Annotated in this window: 25 protein-coding genes; 18 read left to right on the forward strand and 7 right to left on the reverse strand. The window is 43.3% G+C overall.

Annotated elements, in window-relative coordinates:
• Positions 1-5: 5 nt before the first annotated feature.
• Genes ahbB through aroC form a run of 4 tightly spaced genes read right to left on the reverse strand, consistent with a single transcriptional unit; the run spans position 6 to position 3,209 of the window.
• On the reverse strand, positions 6-497 hold the full coding sequence (ahbB, locus tag C7391_RS04925; protein WP_223611001.1) for a siroheme decarboxylase subunit beta: 492 nt from the start codon (positions 495-497) through the stop codon (positions 6-8).
• On the reverse strand, positions 490-963 hold the full coding sequence (gene ahbA / locus C7391_RS04930) for a siroheme decarboxylase subunit alpha (RefSeq protein WP_133517440.1): 474 nt from the start codon (positions 961-963) through the stop codon (positions 490-492). Before ahbA ends, ahbB begins: the two co-directional genes overlap by 8 nt.
• On the reverse strand, positions 964-2,073 hold the full coding sequence (gene ahbD / locus C7391_RS04935) for a heme b synthase (RefSeq protein ID WP_133517441.1): 1,110 nt from the start codon (positions 2,071-2,073) through the stop codon (positions 964-966).
• Positions 2,074-2,093: 20 nt separating this feature from the next.
• Positions 2,094-3,209 carry a chorismate synthase gene (aroC, locus tag C7391_RS04940; RefSeq protein WP_133517442.1) on the reverse strand — a complete coding sequence of 372 codons (1,116 nt, stop codon included), beginning with the start codon at positions 3,207-3,209 and terminating at the stop codon, positions 2,094-2,096.
• A 149-nt stretch (positions 3,210-3,358) separates the two neighbouring features.
• Between aroC and C7391_RS04945 the strand changes: the two genes are divergently transcribed.
• From C7391_RS04945 to artA, 10 genes are all read left to right on the forward strand, one after another.
• Positions 3,359-4,699 (forward strand): (Fe-S)-binding protein, encoded by a 1,341-nt coding sequence (locus C7391_RS04945; protein WP_133517443.1) that lies wholly within the window; start codon positions 3,359-3,361, stop codon positions 4,697-4,699.
• An 82-nt stretch (positions 4,700-4,781) separates the two neighbouring features.
• Positions 4,782-6,380, forward strand: coding sequence for a lysine--tRNA ligase (gene lysS, locus C7391_RS04950; RefSeq protein WP_133517444.1), 1,599 nt, complete (start codon positions 4,782-4,784; stop codon positions 6,378-6,380).
• A gap of 143 nt (positions 6,381-6,523) precedes the next feature.
• Entirely contained in the window at positions 6,524-7,105 is a 582-nt protein-coding gene (gene hpt / locus C7391_RS04955; RefSeq protein WP_133517445.1) for a hypoxanthine/guanine phosphoribosyltransferase, read from the forward strand.
• Positions 7,102-8,145 (forward strand): diphthamide biosynthesis enzyme Dph2, encoded by a 1,044-nt coding sequence (gene dph2 / locus C7391_RS04960; protein ID WP_133517446.1) that lies wholly within the window; start codon positions 7,102-7,104, stop codon positions 8,143-8,145. The genes hpt and dph2 overlap by 4 nt, the downstream gene beginning before the upstream one ends.
• Positions 8,146-8,210: 65 nt before the next feature.
• Entirely contained in the window at positions 8,211-8,561 is a 351-nt protein-coding gene (locus C7391_RS04965) for a hypothetical protein (protein ID WP_133517447.1), read from the forward strand.
• 14 nt (positions 8,562-8,575) lie between these two features.
• A complete protein-coding gene (locus C7391_RS04970; protein ID WP_133517448.1) occupies positions 8,576-9,223 on the forward strand; it encodes an METTL5 family protein in 648 nt (215 codons plus the stop codon).
• A gap of 157 nt (positions 9,224-9,380) precedes the next feature.
• Complete coding sequence (locus tag C7391_RS04975) at positions 9,381-10,478, forward strand: exosome complex RNA-binding protein Csl4 (protein ID WP_133517449.1); 1,098 nt, start codon at positions 9,381-9,383, stop codon at positions 10,476-10,478.
• 84 nt (positions 10,479-10,562) lie between these two features.
• A complete protein-coding gene (locus C7391_RS04980) occupies positions 10,563-10,856 on the forward strand; it encodes a DNA-directed RNA polymerase subunit L (RefSeq protein ID WP_133517450.1) in 294 nt (97 codons plus the stop codon).
• A gap of 66 nt (positions 10,857-10,922) precedes the next feature.
• The gene (gene pscS / locus C7391_RS04985; RefSeq protein WP_279526729.1) at positions 10,923-12,095 is read left to right on the forward strand and encodes an O-phospho-L-seryl-tRNA:Cys-tRNA synthase; all 1,173 of its coding nucleotides are present in this window, start codon (positions 10,923-10,925) and stop codon (positions 12,093-12,095) included.
• Positions 12,096-12,137: 42 nt separating this feature from the next.
• Positions 12,138-13,001, forward strand: coding sequence for an archaeosortase A (artA, locus tag C7391_RS04990; protein ID WP_133517451.1), 864 nt, complete (start codon positions 12,138-12,140; stop codon positions 12,999-13,001).
• Positions 13,002-13,092: 91 nt separating this feature from the next.
• On the opposite strand, the gene C7391_RS04995 is transcribed toward artA, so the two are convergent.
• Together C7391_RS04995 and C7391_RS05000 are read right to left on the reverse strand one after the other, a co-directional pair.
• Positions 13,093-13,410 (reverse strand): hypothetical protein, encoded by a 318-nt coding sequence (locus C7391_RS04995; RefSeq protein ID WP_133517452.1) that lies wholly within the window; start codon positions 13,408-13,410, stop codon positions 13,093-13,095.
• A gap of 288 nt (positions 13,411-13,698) precedes the next feature.
• The gene (locus tag C7391_RS05000) at positions 13,699-14,322 is read right to left on the reverse strand and encodes an HVO_0476 family zinc finger protein (protein WP_133517453.1); all 624 of its coding nucleotides are present in this window, start codon (positions 14,320-14,322) and stop codon (positions 13,699-13,701) included.
• Positions 14,323-14,557: 235 nt separating this feature from the next.
• Between C7391_RS05000 and C7391_RS05005 the strand changes: the two genes are divergently transcribed.
• The 8 genes from C7391_RS05005 (at position 14,558) to C7391_RS05040 (ending at position 21,296) form a co-directional block, all read left to right on the forward strand.
• On the forward strand, positions 14,558-15,217 hold the full coding sequence (locus C7391_RS05005; RefSeq protein WP_133517454.1) for a winged helix-turn-helix domain-containing protein/riboflavin kinase: 660 nt from the start codon (positions 14,558-14,560) through the stop codon (positions 15,215-15,217).
• A 105-nt stretch (positions 15,218-15,322) separates the two neighbouring features.
• Positions 15,323-16,087 carry a 3,4-dihydroxy-2-butanone-4-phosphate synthase gene (ribB, locus tag C7391_RS05010; protein ID WP_133517455.1) on the forward strand — a complete coding sequence of 255 codons (765 nt, stop codon included), beginning with the start codon at positions 15,323-15,325 and terminating at the stop codon, positions 16,085-16,087.
• A 131-nt stretch (positions 16,088-16,218) separates the two neighbouring features.
• The gene (locus tag C7391_RS05015) at positions 16,219-17,235 is read left to right on the forward strand and encodes an isocitrate/isopropylmalate dehydrogenase family protein (protein ID WP_133517456.1); all 1,017 of its coding nucleotides are present in this window, start codon (positions 16,219-16,221) and stop codon (positions 17,233-17,235) included.
• An 837-nt stretch (positions 17,236-18,072) separates the two neighbouring features.
• On the forward strand, positions 18,073-18,474 hold the full coding sequence (locus tag C7391_RS05020; RefSeq protein WP_133517457.1) for a pyridoxamine 5'-phosphate oxidase family protein: 402 nt from the start codon (positions 18,073-18,075) through the stop codon (positions 18,472-18,474).
• A 293-nt stretch (positions 18,475-18,767) separates the two neighbouring features.
• Complete coding sequence (locus tag C7391_RS05025; protein WP_133517458.1) at positions 18,768-19,130, forward strand: response regulator; 363 nt, start codon at positions 18,768-18,770, stop codon at positions 19,128-19,130.
• 4 nt (positions 19,131-19,134) lie between these two features.
• On the forward strand, positions 19,135-19,899 hold the full coding sequence (locus C7391_RS05030) for a HEAT repeat domain-containing protein (protein WP_133517459.1): 765 nt from the start codon (positions 19,135-19,137) through the stop codon (positions 19,897-19,899).
• 69 nt (positions 19,900-19,968) lie between these two features.
• Positions 19,969-20,784, forward strand: a complete 816-nt coding sequence (locus tag C7391_RS05035) for a sulfite exporter TauE/SafE family protein (RefSeq protein ID WP_223611009.1) — start codon at positions 19,969-19,971, stop codon at positions 20,782-20,784.
• Between the two features lie 230 nt (positions 20,785-21,014).
• A complete protein-coding gene (locus tag C7391_RS05040) occupies positions 21,015-21,296 on the forward strand; it encodes a pro-sigmaK processing inhibitor BofA family protein (RefSeq protein WP_133517461.1) in 282 nt (93 codons plus the stop codon).
• A gap of 15 nt (positions 21,297-21,311) precedes the next feature.
• Here the strand turns inward: C7391_RS05040 and C7391_RS05045 are convergent, their stop codons facing one another.
• Positions 21,312-21,992 (reverse strand): class I SAM-dependent methyltransferase, encoded by a 681-nt coding sequence (locus C7391_RS05045; protein WP_133517462.1) that lies wholly within the window; start codon positions 21,990-21,992, stop codon positions 21,312-21,314.
• Between the last annotated feature and the right edge of the window lie 37 nt (positions 21,993-22,029).

Raw genomic sequence — 22,029 nt, forward strand, 5'->3', positions numbered from 1 at the left:
TCTAGTCAGATTCGAACGCCTTTTTTCTTCAATTCTCTTTCGCTGAAAACAAGTTTGTACTCGGAAATGCCGACAGCAATTGAAATCTTTTCAGCGACCGCTTTACATTCGTCCTGCGTTCGGCCGTGAATCATTGTATACATATTATAAGGCCACTCTTCCGATCTCGGTCGCTGGTAGCAATGGCTGACTTCGTGAAACGACGCCATTTTTTGCCCGATTTCTTCAATTTTGTCCTCGGGAATATCCCAAACACCCATGCCGTTTGCTGTAAAACCGAGCGCGATGTGACCGATTGACGCGCCGAAACGGCGGATTTTTTTCTCTTCAATTAATTTTTTCAAATGGCTGACAATTTCATCTTCTGAAATGCCGAGCTCGACCGCCGCCGCGGCAAAGGGCGAATGCGTGAATTCAATGCCGTCCTGAATCAAACGAATGAGTTTTTCATCAATTTCATCCATATCGGATTTCCAAACCGGTTTTTGTTCAGACATGGAAATTCACCTGTATTTTGAATTGTTTAATCGTCGGCAAATCCAAAAGCGGACAATCCAGTTCCGTTTGAATTTCCGACAAAATTTGATTCAGCCGGTCCTGCGTCGGCGCCGACACCGTGAACCAAATATTATATTCTTCATTTCTGAGATAATTGTGAGACACTTCGTCATATCTGTTGATGACTGCGGCCGCTTTATCAATCTGATTTTCCGGCACTTTGACTGCGGCAAGCGTATTCGTTCCGCCGATGCCGCGTGTGTTGATGATCGGGCCGATTCGGCGAATCACGCCTTCCTTTTTCAAGCGGCTGAGCTTGTCAATCACAACATCTTCGGTTGTGCCGATTTCAGCGGCAATGTCTTCAAACGGATGAGCAGAAACCGGAAAATTCAGCTGAATTAAATTGATGAGTTTTCGATCAATTTCATCCAATTCAACGGGTTTATTTTGTACCGCTGCCATTCAATATCCCTCCGGATAATAAGAACAAAGAGGCTCTTCTTCCATATAGTCGCCCGTCTCGGAATAAGCGCGGGCACGGCAGCCGCCGCAAACCGTCTTGTATTCGCAGGCACCGCATTTTCCTTTATACGCGTCGTAATTGCGCAAATCATTGAACACTTTTGCGTTTTCCCAAATGTCTTTAAAAGATTGCTGACGCACGTTTCCGGCGGATACGGGGAGGTAGCCGCACGGATTGACATCGCCGTTTCTTGAAATAAATCCGAAAGAAATGCCGCCGAGGCATCCTTTTGTCATCGCGTCCAAGCCGTGTGTTTTCGGCGTGATTTCAATGCCTTCTTTTTTGGCGCGCTGGCGCAATATTCTGAAATAATGCGGCGCGCAGGTCGGACGAATTTGTAAATCAGTTTTGCGGGATAAATCATGAAGCAATTCCAAAGCGACTTCATATTCTTCGGGCGTAATTTCAAATTCCGTTAATTCCGCGCCGCGGCCGGTCGGAACCAAAAAGAAAAAGTGGTGCGCTGCCGCGCCGATTTCTTTGGTAAAATTGTGAACATCTTCGATTTCGTGAAGATTGAATTTGGAAACCGTCGTGTTGATTTGAAACTCAACGCCCGCTTTTTTCAAATTTTCAATGCCTTTCATGGAATCGTTAAAACAGTTCGGAATCATTCGGAACGCGTCATGCGTTTTTTCACGGCCGTCCAAGCTGATGCTGACACGCTGAATGCCGGCGTCTTTGATTTTATGAGCGACTTCTTCCGTCACGGGAACGCCGTTGGTTGCAAGCGTCATACGGAATCCCAAATCTGTTCCGTAACGCGCGATTTCGAAAATGTCTTCTCTCATTAATGGTTCGCCGCCGCTGAGAATAATAATCGGCGTTCCGGTTTCGCGAATATCGTCAAGCAGTTTTTTGGCTTCCGCTGTTGACAATTCGCCTTCGGAAACGTCTTCCGTGGACGAGCCGCGGCAGTGTTTGCATTTTAAATTGCATGCACCGGTCGTTTCCCACGCTAAAATTCTCGGAGGACGAACGCCGCCTTCCGCTTGAGGCATTGCCGCGCCGTGTCCGTGCGGGCAGTTTCCTTCATTTTTGTAATCCATTAATTTTCCTCTCTTCGTTTTTATTTTTGAATTGATAAATGTAAAGCTTCGTTTCTCATCAAGTGGTCCAAAATCACAATTGCCGCCATCGCTTCGCCGACCGGAACAAAACGCGGCGCAATCACCGGATCATGCCGACCTGAAATTACGATTTCCGTTTCCGTCATGTCTTTCAGATTGACTGTTTTCTGAACCGTCGAAACAGATGGTGTCGGCTTAATCGCCGCTCTGAATCGAATCGTCTCACCGGTTGAAATGCCGCCCAGAATGCCGCCGGCATTGTTTGTTACGGTTTTAATTCTTCCGTTTTCGCTGTTGATTTCAAACGCATCATTAAATTCGCTGCCGCAGCACGCGGCCGCATCAAATCCGCCGCCGATTTCAAATCCTTTGACGGCGCCGATGCTCATAATCGCTTTTGCCAAGTCCGCGTCCAATTTGTCAAAAACTGGTTCGCCGAGTCCTGCGGGAACACCGCGGATGAGTCCTTCAACAATTCCGCCGACGGAATCGCCTTTTTCTTTGGCGGCTAAAATCTCGGCTTCCATTTTCGCCGCCGTCTCGGAGTCGGCGCAGCGAACGGGATTCGTTTCAATATTTTCTTTGATTTCATCAAAAGAGAATTGTGATATAATTGCCGAATCGGCGCAAACCTTGCCGATTTGAACCGTATGGCAGACGACTTCAATGCCGTACTGCGTTAAAATCTTCTTGGCAACCGCGCCTGCCGCGACTCTTGCGGCCGTTTCTCTGCCCGAGCTGCGCCCGCCGCCGCGATGGTCACGAATGCCGTATTTTTCGGCGTAACCGAAATCGGCGTGCCCGGGACGCGGTGTGTCGCGCAGGTCATCGTAAGAAGAAGAATTTTGATCCGTATTTCGAATCAAAAGAGAAATCGGCGTTCCGGTTGTTTTCCCTTCAAAAACGCCGGAGAGAATCTCAACCGTGTCGGATTCTTTACGTGATGTGGAGACATCGCTTTGGCCGGGCTTTCTGCGGTCCAATTCCTTTTGGATTTCTTCGGCTGTGATTGCAATTCCGGGAATCGCGCCGTCAATCACGACACCGACAGCGGGACCGTGAGATTCGCCCCAAGTCGTGATTCGAAAAACATTGCCGAAAGTGTTTCCTGCCATGAGTGTCTCCTTTTATTTCAAATCTTAAAATTTCAGAATACTTTTTAATCATTTGCCTGCATAAAAGATATTTTATTTGCAATTTGTTGAGGCTGAAATAATAAATTGCCTCATAGATATAAGTTTTTCAAAAACAAAAAGGATTATTTATGGACCTCATTCAACTTTATACTGATAAATGCAGCATGTGCGGCTTGTGCATTGATGTCTGCCCAAGCTATGACACGGTTGACATGATTCCTTCTCTTTGCGATTACATTCAATCGGGCGGCAAAGAGGAAGAAGGACGCCCGCTGGAATTCGATATTCGCCTTTGCTACACCTGCAATGTCTGCACGGTTGCCTGTCCCGAAGATTTGGGCATCCGAAAGCTCATTTCCGCGTCCCGCGAGAAAAAGACAAAAATCCGCGGCGCATCCGAAGAACAAGGATTGGTCGATCCGTTTTCAAACAATAATATTTACAAAAAAATCGGTGAATGGGAAAATCCGGTTGAATTTAAAAACGAAGGGCGAAAGAGCGATGTTGTTTATTTCCCGGGTTGCGCCGCTTCCTGCATGAATAAAGTTGTCGGGAAATCCACCGTCAGAGCATTGAATGCCGCCGGCGTTGATTATTCTGTGATGAGCGGCGTTGATTATTGCTGCGGCTCTGTGTCGGCGGGTGCCGGCAATACTGTTCCTTTGGAAAAACTCGGGCAGAGAAATATTGATGAAATCAATGCCCGCGGTTCTAAAATTTTAATTACGACGTGCCCCGGTTGCTACCGCGCTTTTAAATTACTCTATCCGCAGAAATTTGAAAATCTGAATTTTGAAGTTCTTCAAACATCGGAATACTTCGCCCGGTTGCTGAATGAAGGCAAATTGAATTTCAAAAGAGATATGGACGAATATTTCAAAAGCAGTGCAGGGGATGACGGCAGCACTGTTGGCAGCAGCACTGTCGGCAGCGGTAACTCTGTCGGCAGCGACAAAAATGACAACCCCGATGGCAAACTTCGGATTTTCTATCAGGACCCGTGCCATTTGACACGTGCGCTCGGAATTTATGAAGACCCGCGCCGCGTTTTGTCTGCTGTTCCCGGCGCTGAACTTGTCAATCCGACGCCTGACGGTTCAATCTGCTGCGGTTTCGGCGGCGGCGTTCGTACGTCTTTTCCGAAAAAATCAGTTGATCAGGCCGCCGACGTTCATGAATATGCCAAAAGCCTCGACAGTGATATTATTATTACAAATTGCGGCGGCTGTATGAAAAATATCATTGAAGGCGGTTATATGTCGGGAAAAGAGAACGGTCCCGAAAACGCCGGTCTTCCTGTTTATGATTTGGCGGAATTCATTTCCATTGCCTGCGGCAACGAACCGACAGAGCGTGATGATTTGAAATTGATTTATCTTTCCAATAAATCATTGAAAGAATGCCTGACGCATTACGATTACGAGCCCTTTGAAGAATTGGCGGCTGATTACGACCCCGATTTGAAATGAGAAAGTTTTAATAAAAAAGAATGATTAAGACATCACTTCAAATCGATTTATTTTAATTTTTATCAATTTTTAAGGAAATAATATGACAGAGATTACCCACTGGGCAGATGTCGTTGCGGAAGAGGCGACGACAAAAAACAAGAAGAATGTGATTTCAACCGGAATTACGCCTTCCGGCCACATTCATATCGGAAATATGAGAGAAGTGCTGACAGCGGACGCCGTTTACTGCGCTTTGAAAAACAAAGGCGAAGAGCCAGACTTTTTCTACATCGCCGACAATTACGACCCGCTTCGCAAGGTCTATCCGTTTTTAAAAGAAGAAGACTATGCGCAGCACGTCGGCAAACCGATTTCTGAAATTCCCTGCCCGTGCGGTCAACACAAAAGCTATGCCGATCACTTTTTAGAACCGTTTATCGCCGCAATGGAAACGCTCGGCATTCACCCTGAAGTGAAGAGAACGGATGAACTCTACAAGGCCGGCAAATTCGTTGACGCCATCAAAACCGCGCTTAAAAACCGCGACGCGATTGCCAAGATTTTGGAAGAAGTTTCCGGCAAAGAAGTTCAGGAAGACTGGAGTCCGTTTAATCCGATTTGTGAGGGCTGCAAACGCATCAACAGCGCGAAAGTCACAGGCTTTGACGAAGCGGAAGAGACGGTCAGTTACGACTGCCCCGCTTGCGGCACATCCGGCAAAGTGTCCATGACCGGCGGCGGCAAGCTGACCTGGCGTGTGGAATGGCCGGCAAAGTGGAAAATTTTAGGCGTTACCGCCGAGCCGTTCGGTAAAGACCATGCATCAAGCGGCGGCTCTTACGATTCAGGCATTAGAATATCCCGTGAAATTTTCAACAACGAACCGCCGCTTCCAATTGTTTATGAATGGATCATGCTCGGCGAAAAAGGCGCGATGTCTTCGTCATCCGGTGTCGTTGTTTCTATTTCAGATATGCTTGACGTTGTTCCGCCGGAAGCGTTGCGTTTCTTAATCATGAAAACGCGCCCGGAAAAGCACATTAAGTTCGACCCCGGACAACCGCTTTTGAATTTGGTGGACGAATACGAACGCTTGCGCGACAAAGAAGAACCGTCCGAATTTGAAAAGCGCATCGTCAGCTTGTCTCAGTCCAAAGACGTGAAGCAGTCGAAGATTCCGTTTAAACAGATGGTAACCATTTATCAGGTTGCCGGCGGTGATTTGGACAAAATTGACGCGATTGCCAAACGCTCCGGTTTTGATGAAGATCCCGAAATTATCAATTTAATGGCGCACAATGTCGGTCTTTGGCTTGACAAATACGCGCCGTCTTTCGCCAAATTCGGCGTCAAAGACACCGTTCCGGTTCAGGCTGCATCGTTGACAAACACGCAGCGCGCATTCTTAAAAGCGTTTGCGGATGAGCTTTTAGCAGCGGACAAAGAACTCGGTCCCGAAGACATTCAGCGCATCGTTTATGAAACCAAAGAGCCCGCGTCTCCCATTTCAAAGAAAATGGAAGAATACGCCGGCGGCGAAATTCCAGCCGAAGAAATTGATACCAAAAATTTCTTTTCCGCAATTTACACGGCACTTTTGGGACAGCCGTCCGGTCCGAAAGCCGGCTGGTTCTTAACGTCGTTTGACAACAGTTTTTTGGTTGTCAGATTTAAAGAGGCCGCTGAATATCGGCCTTAATTTCTTTTTTATTTTTTGAAAAAACGTCGTTTCTTTTTTCTTCTTTTTTAAAAATCTGTGCAACTCACGCGCGCAGACGGCGGGCAGTACAATGAGCCGTTTAAAGTGAAATATAAATACGCTGAATTCTTTGAGATACGAATATGCTTGAGAAACTTAAAAAGTCCTTAGAAGAGGCGCCCGTGATTCAAAAGGAATGTGACGGGCAGATTTACAATTATTTTATTCATCCGATTTCAGACGGTATTCCCGAAACGGATCCCGCAATTTTAGAGGAAATTGCAGATTTTATTATCGCTGACGGCAAAGTCGGCGGGATTGATAAAATCGTCACTGTTGAAGCGATGGGAATCCCGATTGCAACAACGCTTTCATTAAAAACGCGGATTCCGGTCTCAATTATCCGCAAAAGGAAATACGGAATGGTCGGCGAAGTTGAATTGTCGCAATCCACCGGTTATTCCAAAGGCGCTCTTTTTATCAACGGTCTCAAAAAAGGCGACCGCATTCTTATTGTTGATGACGTTATCAGCACGGGCGGAACGCTTTTGCCGTTGCTGGAAACATTAAACGGCATGGGGGCGGATGTCGCAGGCGTTTATTGCGTCATCGGGCGCGGTGAAGGAATGGGTCACATCAAAGAAAAAACAGGCGTTGACGTGACGGTATTGGTTGACATTTCCGTTTCAAAAGACGGCGTGACGGTTATCGGGGGCGTGAAATGACTCAGCTTCCGACATTTTCCGCTTCTTCTTATGATTTTGAAATAAAAACCGTTTTTGAAGAGATTGAAAAAATTAAAACAGAAAAAAACGGTGAAATTGTTGTCGGTCTCCAGTTTCCTGAAGGATTGAAAAAACACGCGCTTGAAATTGCGTCTCAAATCGAAGAAAAAACAGGATCAACCGTTTATATTTCTGCCGATCCGTGTTTCGGCGCCTGCGATCTGGATATGCGTTTGCTTGAAAAATCTGATCTGTTTTTCCATTTCGGGCACGCCGAACTCAAACAGGGCGATATTGAAAAGAAAGTCCGCTTCGTTGAAGCGCGTTCCAAAGTTGACATTTCCGATGCGGTCAAGTCTGCGCTTCCGCTTCTGCCGGAACAGACAATCGGATTGGTGACAACGGTTCAGCATGTCCACCAATTGACACAAGCCAAGCAAATCTTGGAAGCGGCCGGCAAAACCGTCATTATTGCCGAGGGCGATCGAAGAATCGCTTATCCCGGTCAAATTCTCGGGTGCAATTTCTCGGCGGCGCATTCTGATGAAATTGAAAAATGCGGCGCGCTTTTGTATATCGGCAGCGGTCAATTTCATCCGATCGGTGCCGCGCTTTCATCTAAAAAACGCGTGGTTTGCGCCGACCCGTTTACATCTGATGTTTTTGAGCTCAGTGACCGCAAATTTTTGATGCAGCGAAGCGCGGTCATCGGAAACGCGGCGGATGCAGAAACGTTTTGTATTATTGTTTCAACCAAAAACGGACAGTATCGAAAATCGTTGGCGGAATCTTTGAAAGCGAAAGCAGAAGCGCACGGGAAAACGGCTTTTGTTTTGTTCATGGATTTCGTGTCGCCCGATCAAATGCTTTCGTTTAAGGCGGACGCTTTTGTCAATACCGCCTGCCCGCGGTTGGCAATTGATGATTCCGGAAGATATCCCGCACCGGTTTTAACGCCGCAGGAATTTGAAATCGTTTTGGGTGAGCGGGCGTGGGAAGATTTGGTTTTGGATGAAATCTTGGAAGGCGGGCAGGATTAAATCAAAAAGAAAGTCAAAAGAAAGTCAAAAGAAAGTCAAAAGAAAGTGAAAAAGGAAGGCGAAGAATGTCTTTTTCTGAAATTTGCGTTTATCAAGTCAAACCCGACAAAGTCGATAACTTTGAATCTCTCATGAACGATGCCGCCCGATTTATGGAACAGCGCGACGGGTTGCTTCTGCTTCGTTTTATAAAACGGGGTTACAATATTGATTTTGAACAAATCAAAGAAGGGCTGCCGCCGAAAAAACTGACCCGCGTTGTTAAAAGCGTTAAATATTTGCTTTATTGGGAATTTGAGACAATCGAGCATTACGGTGCCGCGCAAAAGGATTTGTACGAAAGTTATTGGAAGGAAATTGACAAATGCCTGATTGTGCCTCACGATAAATATTTGGGAGAGCGGATGTTTGAATAATTCCGTCACCGATCATGAAACTCAGAAAATTGGAAATGGCACTTGAAAAAGTGGAAGGGTTTGAATCCCCGAATGTCGGTTACGAGCAGTACAAAACGCCTGCTGTCGTTGCCGCGCCGTTTCTTCATTTGGCGTTTATGAGCGGCGATATTGAAGGCAAAACCGTTTACGATCTCGGCTGCGGCACCGGAATTTTATCCATCGGCGCGGCAATTTTGGGTGCTTCTGAGGTGACCGGTTTTGATATTGACGAATCGGCGGTTCTCGGGGCGAAAAATAACGCGGCTTTGATGTGTTCTGAAATTCAGGGGTCTGAGTCTGAATTTGATATTGATTTTATCGTCTCAAATGTTTCAAACATTTCTGAAAAAATTGAAAGCGGTGAATTGAAACGGGCCGATACGATTCTCATGAATCCGCCGTTTGGAGCGCAGGAAAAAGGAAACGATCGGCCGTTTTTGGAAGCGGCGCTTGCGGCGGGCAATGTGATTTATTCCATTCACAATAAAGGCAGCCGCGCTTTTATAGAAAAATTTATTAAACCCGCTGTTGTAACAGATTGTTTTATAACAGATTTTCCGATACGAAAAACATTTGATTTTCATAAGAAAGATATTCTGTCAATCGATGTTGAAATTTACAGGATTGAGTCACGACGCTGATTTCCTGAAAAGATTATTTTATCTATGTTTAATGTATATTCATTTCACCGAATTGAATATAACAACGCTGAATGGTCAGCAATTATATGTTTAAACGACGGCGATCGAATTAATTCGCTGTCCGGATTCACAATTATCAAATTACGAAGGTTCATTTATGAGCAGAGTGCAAAAAAAACCAATCAGAAGAAGATTGAAAGACGCCGCAGGAAAGGCGGAAGACCCGAAATCGTTCGAACCGTCCGAGCCGGTTAATGCTGCTCCCGCAGAAGATACGCCGAAATCCCGTATCCCGAGAAAACCTAAGCCTGAAGTCGCGGCAAAGCCCGAGGCGGATGCGCCTGCAAAACGCGTTGTTCGCAGAACCGCGCGCTCGGCACCCGATGCGGCAGAAGAGCAGCCCGAAGAAAGACCGCGCCGTGCACCTGCTTCGGCGGAGCGCTCTGACAGAAGATCTGACCGCGGCGAAAACAGCCGCAACGGTGACCGCAATGGTCGCAGCAATGACCGTGACGGCCGCAGCAATTACGGCAATGGTGACCGCGGCAGCCGGGACGGACGCGGCAGAGACAGAGACGGCGGCAGAGACCGTAACGGCGGACGCAATGACCGCAACGGCAGAGGCGGCTTCGGCGGCAGAAAACCCGCTGAAAAGAAGAAACGCCCCGAGAAAATCGTTTACGAAAAGACAAAACAGTTTGTCTTCCCGGGCGAAATTGTCGGCGCAATTGAAGAATACAAGCCCGGCTTCGGTACCGTTAATGATGACGGCACGATTCGCGCAACCGTTTCCGGCGTTATCGGCGTTAACAAAGAACACCGCATGATTACCGTTATTCCGAAAACAAAGACGCTCAACATGATTACGGAAGGCGACATTGTCATCGCATCCATTACCGATGTCCGCGAATCCAATGCGCGCGTTGATATTGTTGCGGCTGAAAAGAGTTTGGGTGAAGAAATCGTCAACAAAGGAAATGCTGAAATTTACGTTTCCAACATTAAAGACGGCTTTGCCAAATCCGTTGCCGAGGAATTCAGTGTCGGTGACATTGTTCGCGCCAAAGTCATTGACAGCAAGAAAATCGGCTTGTCAACGGTTGAGCCCGAACTCGGTGTTTTGAAAGCGTACTGCTCCAAATGCAAAACGTCTCTCACAAAGAGCGATGAGGGTTTGGTTTGCGGCAATTGCGGCAACAGAGAAAGACGCAAACTTGCGGAAGGATACGGCAAAGGCATTTCCTCCGCGCCTTAATTTTTTTAAGGTTTCACCGTTAAATTTATCCGAAATCATTCATTTCTGAAAATCAAATATTTTGACTTAAAGTGAGATTAAATTATGGAACTTACAATTCTTTCACAAAGTAAAGACGAGATGGAAATTCTCGTCAAAGGGGAAACACACACCCTGATGAACATTATCAAAGCGACGCTTTTAGATGACCCGCGTATTGAAACAGCTTTCTATGACGTGAAAAGATTATCCAATTCCGTCGAGAGAGAACCCGTTCTCTACATCAAAACAATGCCCGGCGAAAAGCCGATTGAAATCTTAAAAGATGTCGCCGACAAAATCATGGCGATGTGTGACGAGTTTTCAACCGCTTTTACAAAGGCAGTTCAGCAGAAATAATTCTTCTGCTTTTCTTTTTTCAACTTTTTCCGGCACTCATGCCGGATTTTTATTGAGGTGGCACAAGTGGCAGCGAACAATAATCTTCAAATGTTTCAATTTATCAAACGCGATACGCGTGATTTTATCAATATTGATCCGCTTCAGACAGCCGGTCTTTTAACCGATGCGGCCCGCGACGCTCTTATCGAGTGGGGCGACGGTTATTCCGTTTGTGATTATTGTAACGGCGCTTTGGATTTGGTTAAAAAACCGCCGATTCAGGAATTTGTTTACAAAGCGCTTCCCGAATTCTTGGGAACCGACACCGCTCGCGTGATGAACGGCGCGCGCGAATCCAAATTCGCTGTCATGCATTCGCTTGCAAGTACTGCTGCTGACAAAAATAATTATGTCGTGATGGACGCTTGGGCGCATTATTCCAGCAAAGTCGCAGCGGAACGCGCCGGTTTGGAAATTGTTCAAACCGAAAAGCCTGAAAAAGAAATCATGCCCGAAGATTTTCTCAAAGCCATTGAAACAGGTATTGAGAAATACGGCAAAAAACCGCTTTTAACACTTCTCACTTATCCCGACGGCAGTTACGGCAATTTGGCTGATGTCAAAAAGATTGCCGCCATTTCTCACGAATTCGATGTTCCCGTTCTCTTAAACGGTGCTTATGCGGTCGGCCGAATGCCGGTCAACGCTAAAGAGTTCGGTGTCGACTATATTGTCGGCAGCGGTCACAAGTCTATGTCGGCCTGCGGTCCGGTCGGCGTTCTCGGCGTCGTCGGCGACGAGGCGGCAGAGCAGCTTTTCCGCAAATCCGCTTACAACAAAGTCAAAGAGGTTGAACTTCTCGGCTGTACGTCACGCGGCGCGCCGATCATGACATTGATGGCGTCTTTTCCGGAAGTCGTTGAACGAACGCAGCCCGAAAATTGGGAAAAAGAAGTTCATCTCGCCCGCGGTTTTATTCAAAAATTGGAAGAAACCGGCAAGTTCAAACTTTTCGGGCAAAATCCGCACAATCACGATTTAATGTTCTTTGAAGCCGCCGGTTTTTTCAACATTTCCGAAAAGGCAAAACGCGGACGTTATTTCCTTTATGATGAATTGAAAGACAAAAAAATTCACGGCATCAAACCCGGACTGACGAAGAATTTCAAAATGAGCACATACGGTCTCGGTCAAGAGAAACTTGATTTTATCGCCGATTCTTTTATTGATATTCTGAAAAAATACGATGAAATCTGAGATTTCAAATTTAATTTATTTTAATTTAAAATGAGGATATAAATGACAACAAGCTTGCTTTGGTTTTCCGCTGTTTTGATGATTGCGGCGATATTTTTGAAAAAGGATAATAAAATCGCTGAAATGATTTGCGGTGCCGGCTGGCTGATATTCGGGTTTTATTGGATCACGCTCATTCCTTATTATTACGCGAAAGCTGATTACACAAACATCGTGTTGACGATTCTTTTATTTTTATTTTGTCTGCTGCTCGCGAATTTCGCAGCCCGCGCTTTCAAAAACAAAACGCGCCGTGAAAATCCGAAACACGCCGATTCCGTTTTACTGAACCGTCGCGTTAAATTGCTTTTTGATTTGACAAAACTAATCGCCGTCGTTTGCATCATTTACATGCCGTTTAGTTTGTTCCCGCCGCTCAATCATTTTATCATTGAAACCGTGGCAACACAAACGGTAGAGCTACTGAATTTCCTCGGCTACAACGCAACGCTTGCCGATTACAACACAATTGCTTACAACGGCATCAGAGTTGTCGTTATTTTAGCGTGTACCGCCATCGAAAGCATTGCCTTTTTCACGGGTTTGATTCTGGCTGTTCCGGGCTCTCCCAAATCCAAAGGAATTGCGTTCTTGCTGACGGTTCCGGTCATTTACGTTTTGAATCTGGTTCGCAACATCTTCATTGTTGTCGCTTACGGCGATTTGTGGTTCGGCGCAAACAGTTTTGAAATCGCGCATCATTACATCGGAAAAGCAGGGTCCGGCGTTGCTTTGATTGTTTTTGCTTATCTCACGATGAGATTGCTCCCGGGATTAATTGATGACGTTCTCGGTGTTTGGGATTTATTTGTTGACGAAATCCGTTATATTCTCAAAATAAAACCGAAAACAAAAGATGAAAAATAATCAGAAACTGTATCCCGATTCAAAAAATAATCCGAAAATGTATTCTGATTCAAAAAATCGACGTATATTTCATTTTTTTGAAATATCCGATTTATTCTTTTTTTAAGCTGTGATTCACGATGGCAACAATCACCGTTAATCCGAATATTAATATCAATAGAGGCAGTTGTATTGTATTTTCATATCCGGGTGTTTCGATTTCAGCAGAAAAAGACCGTACCGGCTTTTCATATTTGACAGATATGTTTATCGTTTGAATCTTTTCCGAAATCTCTTGAACAAATTCGTTATCTGTGAGAGAATCCGGGAGGGAATTTAAATCAATTATTCCGGATGCGATAAGAATGACACCTGCAAAAAGAGAGATCAAGACAGTCATTGAAACTGCCCATTTGACTAATTTTTTCATTCCATTCCCCGGCTGAAATAATATTATAATCTCCAAAAAAGTAATATTCGTATATATATTTTGCCTAATATTTTATTCATAATCAATATTAAATCATTAATATATTCGTATATTCATCTGTATCAATATTTTCGAAAAGAAGCGACTGAGTGTAAAAACCGAATGAAATCAAAAAAATGAAAAAATAAATGACAGTTGTAAAAAACGAAAAATGAAGAAATAAAAGAAAAAAATGATAAATAAAAACGAAAAAAAAGTGAAGAATAAAAAGAAAATGAAGAAAAAAGTTCAATATTTGCCGCGTCTGCCGTACATCGGTCTTTTTGCGTAAACGCGTTTGACCATTTTTGCAAGGACAAAGTCGCCGTCTCTTGATTTGAAACTGCCGCCGCGAACTTTTATTGAAACAATCGGGTAATCTTTGCCGTCAAGTTTTACATTTTGACCGACAACAAATTTGAAATCGCCCGGCACTTTTGTCTCAATCGAATCAGTGGTTTCGCCCTGCTGAATCGCGACTTTGATTGTCACTTCATCAATGGCGCGGCCCCAAATCGTGTCAATCTCTTTGACGGGAGCAGACGGTTTTCTTTTGTCGCCGCATTCTAAAACTGTAATTATAATCGGAATGACTTCGCCGGAATTAATATCTTCGACAACAAATTCATCGTCAATAAAAAAGCGTTCATCTTCAGGCAAAAGCGTCTGCATCACAACGGAATTTTCCATTTGGCTGATGATCGCTTTAACGGTTTTCATCTTCACGCGCGGGACGCGGTAGCTGTGAACGTGACCGCAGTCCATGCATTTGGCGACAGGACTTTGTCCGGGCTTTAAAATTTCATGCCAAGTTTCATCTGCCGGCGAGCAGTTCGGGCATTTAATTTCAATTTCATTTTCTTCTTCAAACATAATTTCTCACATAATCGTATTTAGGCAAAGAAAGAAAACAATCCCATATAAGCATATTTAATGGCGGTTCAAATCAAATATATCAGACAGACCAGACAGATCAAATATATCAAACAGACCAGACAGATCAAATATATCAGACAGATCAGACCAAATATGATTCGTCGGAAGGTATTAATAGAACACAGTCTCATATTTGAGAATCATCTTATTTTTGAGACGGGATTTGTTGAAAATGGATCAAATCAAATATTTAAAAACACTGGCGCTTCTCGGCTGCGATCAAAAGCCGGTCAAAATTTCCGTGAAAGAATTGGAAACGGATTTGGAAGCCAGCGACAAAACAATTTCCAGAAATCTCAAGTTTTTGGAACAACAGGAATTAATCGTGCGCGAAATTAATCCGTCAGGTCAGATGATTCTGATTTCTGCCGCAGGCATGAAGCTTCTGTCAAAAGAATTTGCCGATTACAAGAAGATTTTCGATGTCAAGGAACATATTGATTTGGACGGGACAGTTGTGTCGGGCCTCGGGGAAGGTCAATATTATATTTCGATTGACGGCTACATGGCACAGTTTCAGGAAAAACTCGGCTTCACACCGTTTCCGGGAACATTGAATGTGAAACTCAAAGAGTATTGCTTTGATTTGCGCAAGAAAATGGAAGAATTTCCGTACGTCAAAATTGACGGATTTTCCGACGGCCAACGAACTTACGGCGCAAGCGACTGTTATCCGGCACTTATCAACGGGGTTTGTTGTTTCATTATCGTTCCCGAACGAACGCATTATAAAATAGATCTGCTGGAAATTATCGCGCCCGTGAAAATGCGCGAGGCTTTGAAATTAAAAGACGGCGATGAAATTAAAGTGACCGTCGGGGAAGTCTGCTGATATTTCTTTCAGATCGCGTTTCCTCTCATTATTTTCTTATTTATTCTTATTATTCGATATCCGAATTATCTTAAATTAAATAATCTAAAAATTAAAGGTGAAACAATGGAAAACAAAACACAAAATCAAAACGACGGCAAATATTCCGAAAAAATCCAAAACACCCTTCAAGTAATCCGAGACGGCAAATTCTTTTTGCTTTACGATTCCGAGAAGCGTGAAGGTGAAACGGATTTCGTGATTGCGGCAACCGCGGTTCAGCCGAAAGATGTCAAAACCATGAGAAAAGACGGCGGCGGTTTGATTTGTGTTGCCGTCAGCCCGAATGCCTCGGATCTTTTGAAATTGCCGTACATGGCAGATGTTGTTACCGCCGCCGCGACCAACGATAAAATCAATCCGAAATTGGAAATCGGCACTTTCGTTGAAAAGGAAGGCGACATTCAATATGACAAAAAATCTTCCTTTTCGCTTTGGGTCAACCACCGTGAAAACAGAACCGGCATTCCCGATGATGATCGCTCTTACACGATTCGTCGCCTCGGCGAGATGACAAAAACCGCGCTTGACGGAAAACCCGTTGACTTCGCATCCGAATTCAGAACGCCCGGTCACACGGCAACGCTTCGCGCTTCAAAGGGTTTGCTGGATGAGCGCCGCGGCCAGACGGAACTCTCCATTGCGCTTGCGCTGATGGCGGGAACAACGCCCGCGATGGTCGTCTGTGAGATGTTGGATGACACCAACGGCAAAGCATTGTCAAAAGAAGATGCCAAAGCCTACGGCGAAAAGAACGGCATGATTTTCGTTGAAGGATGGGAAGTCGTTGAAGCTTTTGAAATCTGGAAAGAAGAAGGCATTGACGCTTAATTTTTTCTTTTTCTCTTTTTTTATCATTTTTCATCATTTTTCATGAAACAGAAACATTTTATTACAGAATTGTATTGACAGAAATGAAATTTCAAATTTTTATTCAAATTCTATTTTTCAGGTGATATGAAATGACTAAAACAGCGGCCGTCATCAGAGGAGACGGCGTAGGACCCGAATTGGTTGATGCCATGCTTAAAGTTTTGAAAGCTTCCGGCACTCAAGTTGAGTTTAAAATGTGCGATGCCGGCGAAGGCTGGTGGAAAGCAAACGGCGGCGACTCTTTGATCCCGCCCGAAACTTGGGAAATTATGAAAAATTCTGATGCCTGCTTCAAAGGCCCGACAACAACACCAGGCGGCATCGGATCTCCGCGCAGTGTGGCGGTTTCGATCAGAAAAGCTTTTGATTTGTACGCCAACGTCCGTCCGATTAAAACAATTCCGGGCGCAGAAGGTCCGCTCGGCGCGGTCGAACACGTTTGTGTCAGAGAAGGGACGGAAGGCCTCTACATCGGCGAAGAAGTTCAGCTCACCGATGATGTTGTGATTGCCATTCGCAAAATCACAAAAACATCCTCCCGCAAAATCGCAAAATACGCTTTCGAAGAAGCCAAACGCCGCGGATACAAAGCGGTTGTTCCGATTCACAAAAGCAACATCTTGAAAAAGACATGCGGCACCTTTTTGGAAATTGTTGAAGACGTTGCCAAAGATTATCCCGGTATTGAAGTTTGGGAATATCACATCGACAACATCGCGATGCAGCTCATCAAAAACCCTCAAATGTTTGACCAAACCATTCTCTTGTCCACCAATTTGTTCATGGACGTCATCAGCGAAGAATGCTCAGCCCTCGTCGGCAGCATCGGCATGATTTACTCCGCCAACATCGGCGACAACTACGCCATGTTTGAACCGGCACACGGCTCCGCGCCCAAATACACCGGCATGGACAAAGTCAATCCCTACGCGACCATTTTGGCCGGCGCCTGGATGCTTGACTACCTCGGTGAAAAAGAACAATCTCAGAAAATCTTCAAGGCGGCTGAACAGGCAATTGCTGACGGCTATGTCACTTACGACATGGGCGGCGACAAAAAATTAAGTGAAGTTGCCGACAGATTGGTTGAAATTATGACAAAGTGAAGGCTCAAGTCTTCCTTTTTCTCATTTTCATTTCTTTTTATCTTATTTTCTTTCTTTTTCTCATTTTCATTTCTTTTTTATCTTATTTTCTTTCCTTTTCTATTTTCATTTTTTTCTTTTTCCGGTTTTACGATATTTTTACTGTTTCTGATGTTTATTCAACGAATGAGTACGAATCTCCAACGCCTTCTTTCACTCGCTTTGCTCGTGAAACGTGTCGTTGGAGGTGGTTGATTTGGTTTTTCATTTATTTTGGTTAAATGGAAACATCAGTTTTTCAATTTAACAAAAAGGGGAACGCCGCTTAAATTCCAAAATAAAATCGGGTTTTATTTTTAGGTTTTAAAAGGGCGTTCCTTTTTCAAAAAATAATGAAAAACGATGTTTGGATTTGTTTAAATTGGAAAAAAGTTCAAGTACGACCGCAATTCAAGATTTTGTGAGCGTCAGCGAACAAAATTGCAGAATTGCGGATTATTCCCCTGCGTTTACAAAAAAGACATTGCCGAATGATTGAAATTTAATTAAAGCGGTTTATGTTGTTTATTTAACGCATGGGAAGAATCTCCAACTCCTTCTTTCACTCGCTTCGCTCGTGAAACGCGTCGTTGGAGGCGGTTACTTTGTCTTTAAATTATTTTTACAAAAAGATTTTTCGGGTTTTAAAATTTCAAAAAATACTTAATTGAAAATATCATTGAAAAGAATCAGGGTGGATTTGAATCCGAATAATTAAAATGAATCAATAATGAATCAAATTATAAATCAATTAAAATCAATTAAAATCAATCAATTTAAATCAATCAAATCAAAATCAATCAAAAAATAGGTGAAATTATGCAGGAAGTTTTAAAATTCTTAACTGACAACCCGACTTTTTACATCGCGACAAACAGCCCCGAAGGTCCGCGCGTCAGACCGTTCGGTTTTATCATGGAAGACGGCGGCAAACTTTATTTGACAACAAGCAACCAAAAAGATGTTTTCAAACAGCTTCAAGCTGACCCGCGCTTTGAAATTTCAGCGACATCGGCTGACGGGGGTTCTTGGATTCGTGTCAGAGGAAAAGCAGTTTTTGATACAAGAAAAGAAATTGCTGAAAAAGCGTTCAAAACCGCTGAATTCTTTACGCCGATGTATCAGTCACCGGACAATCCGATTTTGGAATTTTTCTATATCGGTGAAGGCGAAGCAACATTTTATTCATTCGTCGAAGCGCCGAAAACCATTCAATTTTAATTTCAGATTTTTTAAATTTCGATTTTTAATTTAGATTTTTAATTTAGATTTTTTCATTTGAATAAACTCTTGGCAGTTTATTCAAATCAAATCTCAAATCAAAAATTTCTATTTTTTATAAAATAATTTTCCCATTCGTTTCCAACTGTGTTAATTTTTTATCGCTCCGATCCATTACGTTTTTCTTCTCCTGAGTTACTCTCGCAATTTTTTCTCTAACGCAATTTATTTAATTATCCTTGTGGTATGTTAATAATGATTTTAGAGTTCCGCCAAAAAGGAGAGATTGAGTTTTGAAGCAGATTCTTCTGATTGAAGATAACATTATGAATTCTGAGTTAGTCAAAGATATTCTTGAAATGGAAAATTATGAGATAACATGCACAGCCGATGGCATGGATGCTTTAGATATTTTAGAAAAAGAATCTTTTGATTTAATACTCACCGACATTAATCTGCCGAAAATGGATGGGTTGGAATTAGTCAAACACATCCGAAGCGACATGGATCCAAACATTAAAGTGATCGCAATTTCTTCAGACACTCTGACCAAAGACGGAAGACAATTCACAGATGTCGGTTTCGACGGTTTCATTCAAAAACCGTTCAAAATCGGAGAATTCCGCAAATATATCAAATCCTTACTCGATGATTGAGAAAATGAATCCGGATGATGACATCACTTTTTTGCAAAACAAATTGCAACTCATCCGCTCCCTTCAAGATCCGGGGGAAAAAGAGATTTCTGGTCTTGTTTCTTTGCTTACCGACCCGAGTGAAAATGAAATCATCTGCGCTTCTGTTTATCCCGTTCTTCAAGCAGCGGGTCAGCTCTCGGTTGACGCTCTTCTCTCTGTTTATTCAAATTTTTCCGAATTCGATGAAAAAATTCAAATTCGGCTTTCATACACTTTTTCTCAAATTCCGGAAACACCGGCATTCGTATTTGAAACATTTTTGAAAAGCGGTATTTCCCGCGTTCGTCAAAACGGCATCATCGGGTTCGCTCTTCTCAATGACCGCCGATTTGATGATTTGTTGTTTGATGTTTTAAGAAATGATGCTGATTCCGAAACGGCATATGAAGCGGCAATTGCGCTTTCCGGTGGCGGTGTTGATGTTTTGTCCGAGTTTGAAATCATCTTGAAAGAAAATGTCATGGCAGAAAACCTTCGGGAAAAAACTTATATGGATTCCCCAACCAAAATAAATGCAGACAACACGAATGGTTTATGCTCGCCGGAATCCGATCTTTTCCATCCTTTGGATAAGCATGTGCTTGCAAAAGTCATTGAAATTACGGGTGATATCGGAAATGAAGAAACGCTCTCGTATTTGACGGCGTATCTCACTCATCCGGATGAACGGGTTTCAAGAATTGCGGCAGAATCTATTCAAAAAATAAAAACAAAAACCACAAAATAAAAACCAAAAAATAAAACCAAAAAATAAAACCAATAAATAAAAACATAAACGGTGATCATCTTGGAACTGATGTTCCTTTTCTTTTTAGCAGCTCTTGTTCTCGGCGGTGCGGTCGCGGGTTCCTTTTCCGGAATGCTCGGCATCGGCGGGTCTATTTTGCTTGTTCCGCTTCAATTTTATCTTTTGACCAGGCTCGGCTATCCGCCTGACATCGCCTTAAAAACAGCGATTGCAACCGCTCTTTTTTTCACACTGCCGACATCACTTTCAAGTGCTTACAATCACTCCAAGCGCAACACGGTTTTGTGGAAAAAAGGTCTTTTAATGGGCGTTTTCGGATTCGTTTTCTCCTTTGCCGGCGGTTACATTGCGTCACATTTGAATGCCGCTTACCTTTCTATTATTTTCGGTGTTGTCGTTTTGGGCGCTTCGCTGAAATTTACGACAACGAAAAATGCCAATGAAGATCCTGAAAAAATGTCTCAAAATCCGATTATTTACGCGGTCTGCGGCTCTTTAATGGGATTGCTGTCAGGCTTAACCGGTATCGGCGGCGGTTTGGTTTTGATTCCGCTTGTTATTTTTCTGGCAAAAATGCCGCTTCGCCAAGCCATCGGTACGTCTTCGGCAACGATTATTTTTACGGCGTTCGGCGGTGTTATCAGTTATATCATTAACGGCATCGGCGTTGAGGGGTTGCCGCCGTATTCATTCGGCTATGTCAATTTGATAATGTGGATTGCATTGGTGATTCCGGGCGTTATCTTGGCATCAGTCGGCGCAAAACTTTCTCACAAATTGAATCAAAAATATATGCGAAACGCATTTACCGTCATTACTTTCCTTGTCGGGGTCGGAATGATTCTGAAAGGGTTTTTGATGTGATCGCGTTTGATGTGACAGCGTTTGAGGTGGCGAATTTTAGGCGATTTAACACTCGGGTGACAAAAAAGCTTTATAGTGAAAATTGATTATTTTGTTTACCTTTAAATACGGAGATTCAGACCGTTCTTACTTATATATTTTAATTGACTAACTGTCTTAATTACTTAAGTGTATTAATTGCTTAAGTTTCTTAATTATTAATTTTGATTGAAATACACGAGGTTTAATATATGGCGCTTCCCGGTTTACTTTTTGACATTATTTTAGTTGCATTGGCAATTCTGATTGCTTACATTTTATACAAAGCTTTGAAAACAACCAAAAAATTGGCACTCAATATCATCATTGGTTTTATTTTGATTATTGTTACCAATCTGTTGGACATCACATCCATCCCTGTCGGTTTTAACCTTTCAACGGTGATTACCATTCTGATTACCGCTTTAACCGGCGTTTTCGGTGCATTGGTGATGATTATTTTGAATATTTTCGGACTTTATCCGTTTATTTAAATTTCATTCCCTTTTTTATTTTTCAAAAACAGCACGATAATGATGGCGGGTGTAACTCTCGCCGTTATATTTCTTTTCTTTTTTAATTGATTTCAATTCAAGCGTTTGAAATCCGTTTTTTTCAAAAAGAGTTTTGATTTCGTTTTCATCAAAATAGTGATACAGAATTCCGTTTTGACGCTCAAAAGTTCGCGGCTCCATTTTTTCGTTTTCTAAAATCGCGGGCTCGCCTGAACATCGCATATCTTCTTCGCCGAAAACTTCAAAGAAAAGAAGCCCGCCTTTTTTTAAAGTTCGATAAAATTCAGCCGCGGTTTTTTCCCGATCTTCTAAAACCAAATGCTGCATCACGCCAAGACACAAAACACCGTCGAAAATTTCATTTGAAAAAGGCAGTTCGACAGTGTTTGAAACAATATGTTCGGGAAATGAAAATCCGGGTGACGCTTTTTTCTCAGCCGCCATGCGGATTGATTCAATCGAACGGATCAAAGCGTTTTTGGAAATATCAATGCCGATGCACGGAAATTTAAAACAAAATTCTCTCAAATAACGTCCTTCGCCCGAGCCGGCATCCAATAAAAAACCGTTTTCTTTCAATCGGTTTTGAATCCACGAAAGTTCCGACAGACCGCCCCATTTCAAATGTTCATATTCGATGTCCCACGCGTTGACATCTTTTTTAGAAACAGTCATGATAAAACCTAAACCTTAAAACCGGAAAAAAGATGAA

Source organism: Methanimicrococcus blatticola, from assembly GCF_004363215.1.
Taxonomy (GTDB): Archaea; Halobacteriota; Methanosarcinia; order Methanosarcinales; family Methanosarcinaceae; genus Methanimicrococcus; species Methanimicrococcus blatticola.

Coding starts and splice junctions, on each gene's coding strand:
- ahbB (WP_223611001.1), bottom strand. CDS start 497: ATGTCTGAACAAAAACCGGTTTGGAAATCCGATATGGATGAAATTGAT.
- ahbA (WP_133517440.1), bottom strand. CDS start 963: ATGGCAGCGGTACAAAATAAACCCGTTGAATTGGATGAAATTGATCGA.
- ahbD (WP_133517441.1), bottom strand. CDS start 2,073: ATGGATTACAAAAATGAAGGAAACTGCCCGCACGGACACGGCGCGGCA.
- aroC (WP_133517442.1), bottom strand. CDS start 3,209: ATGGCAGGAAACACTTTCGGCAATGTTTTTCGAATCACGACTTGGGGC.
- C7391_RS04945 (WP_133517443.1), top strand. CDS start 3,359: ATGGACCTCATTCAACTTTATACTGATAAATGCAGCATGTGCGGCTTG.
- lysS (WP_133517444.1), top strand. CDS start 4,782: ATGACAGAGATTACCCACTGGGCAGATGTCGTTGCGGAAGAGGCGACG.
- hpt (WP_133517445.1), top strand. CDS start 6,524: ATGCTTGAGAAACTTAAAAAGTCCTTAGAAGAGGCGCCCGTGATTCAA.
- dph2 (WP_133517446.1), top strand. CDS start 7,102: ATGACTCAGCTTCCGACATTTTCCGCTTCTTCTTATGATTTTGAAATA.
- C7391_RS04965 (WP_133517447.1), top strand. CDS start 8,211: ATGTCTTTTTCTGAAATTTGCGTTTATCAAGTCAAACCCGACAAAGTC.
- C7391_RS04970 (WP_133517448.1), top strand. CDS start 8,576: ATGAAACTCAGAAAATTGGAAATGGCACTTGAAAAAGTGGAAGGGTTT.
- C7391_RS04975 (WP_133517449.1), top strand. CDS start 9,381: ATGAGCAGAGTGCAAAAAAAACCAATCAGAAGAAGATTGAAAGACGCC.
- C7391_RS04980 (WP_133517450.1), top strand. CDS start 10,563: ATGGAACTTACAATTCTTTCACAAAGTAAAGACGAGATGGAAATTCTC.
- artA (WP_133517451.1), top strand. CDS start 12,138: ATGACAACAAGCTTGCTTTGGTTTTCCGCTGTTTTGATGATTGCGGCG.
- C7391_RS04995 (WP_133517452.1), bottom strand. CDS start 13,410: ATGAAAAAATTAGTCAAATGGGCAGTTTCAATGACTGTCTTGATCTCT.
- C7391_RS05000 (WP_133517453.1), bottom strand. CDS start 14,322: ATGTTTGAAGAAGAAAATGAAATTGAAATTAAATGCCCGAACTGCTCG.
- C7391_RS05005 (WP_133517454.1), top strand. CDS start 14,558: ATGGATCAAATCAAATATTTAAAAACACTGGCGCTTCTCGGCTGCGAT.
- ribB (WP_133517455.1), top strand. CDS start 15,323: ATGGAAAACAAAACACAAAATCAAAACGACGGCAAATATTCCGAAAAA.
- C7391_RS05015 (WP_133517456.1), top strand. CDS start 16,219: ATGACTAAAACAGCGGCCGTCATCAGAGGAGACGGCGTAGGACCCGAA.
- C7391_RS05020 (WP_133517457.1), top strand. CDS start 18,073: ATGCAGGAAGTTTTAAAATTCTTAACTGACAACCCGACTTTTTACATC.
- C7391_RS05030 (WP_133517459.1), top strand. CDS start 19,135: ATGAATCCGGATGATGACATCACTTTTTTGCAAAACAAATTGCAACTC.
- C7391_RS05035 (WP_223611009.1), top strand. CDS start 19,969: ATGTTCCTTTTCTTTTTAGCAGCTCTTGTTCTCGGCGGTGCGGTCGCG.
- C7391_RS05040 (WP_133517461.1), top strand. CDS start 21,015: ATGGCGCTTCCCGGTTTACTTTTTGACATTATTTTAGTTGCATTGGCA.
- C7391_RS05045 (WP_133517462.1), bottom strand. CDS start 21,992: ATGACTGTTTCTAAAAAAGATGTCAACGCGTGGGACATCGAATATGAA.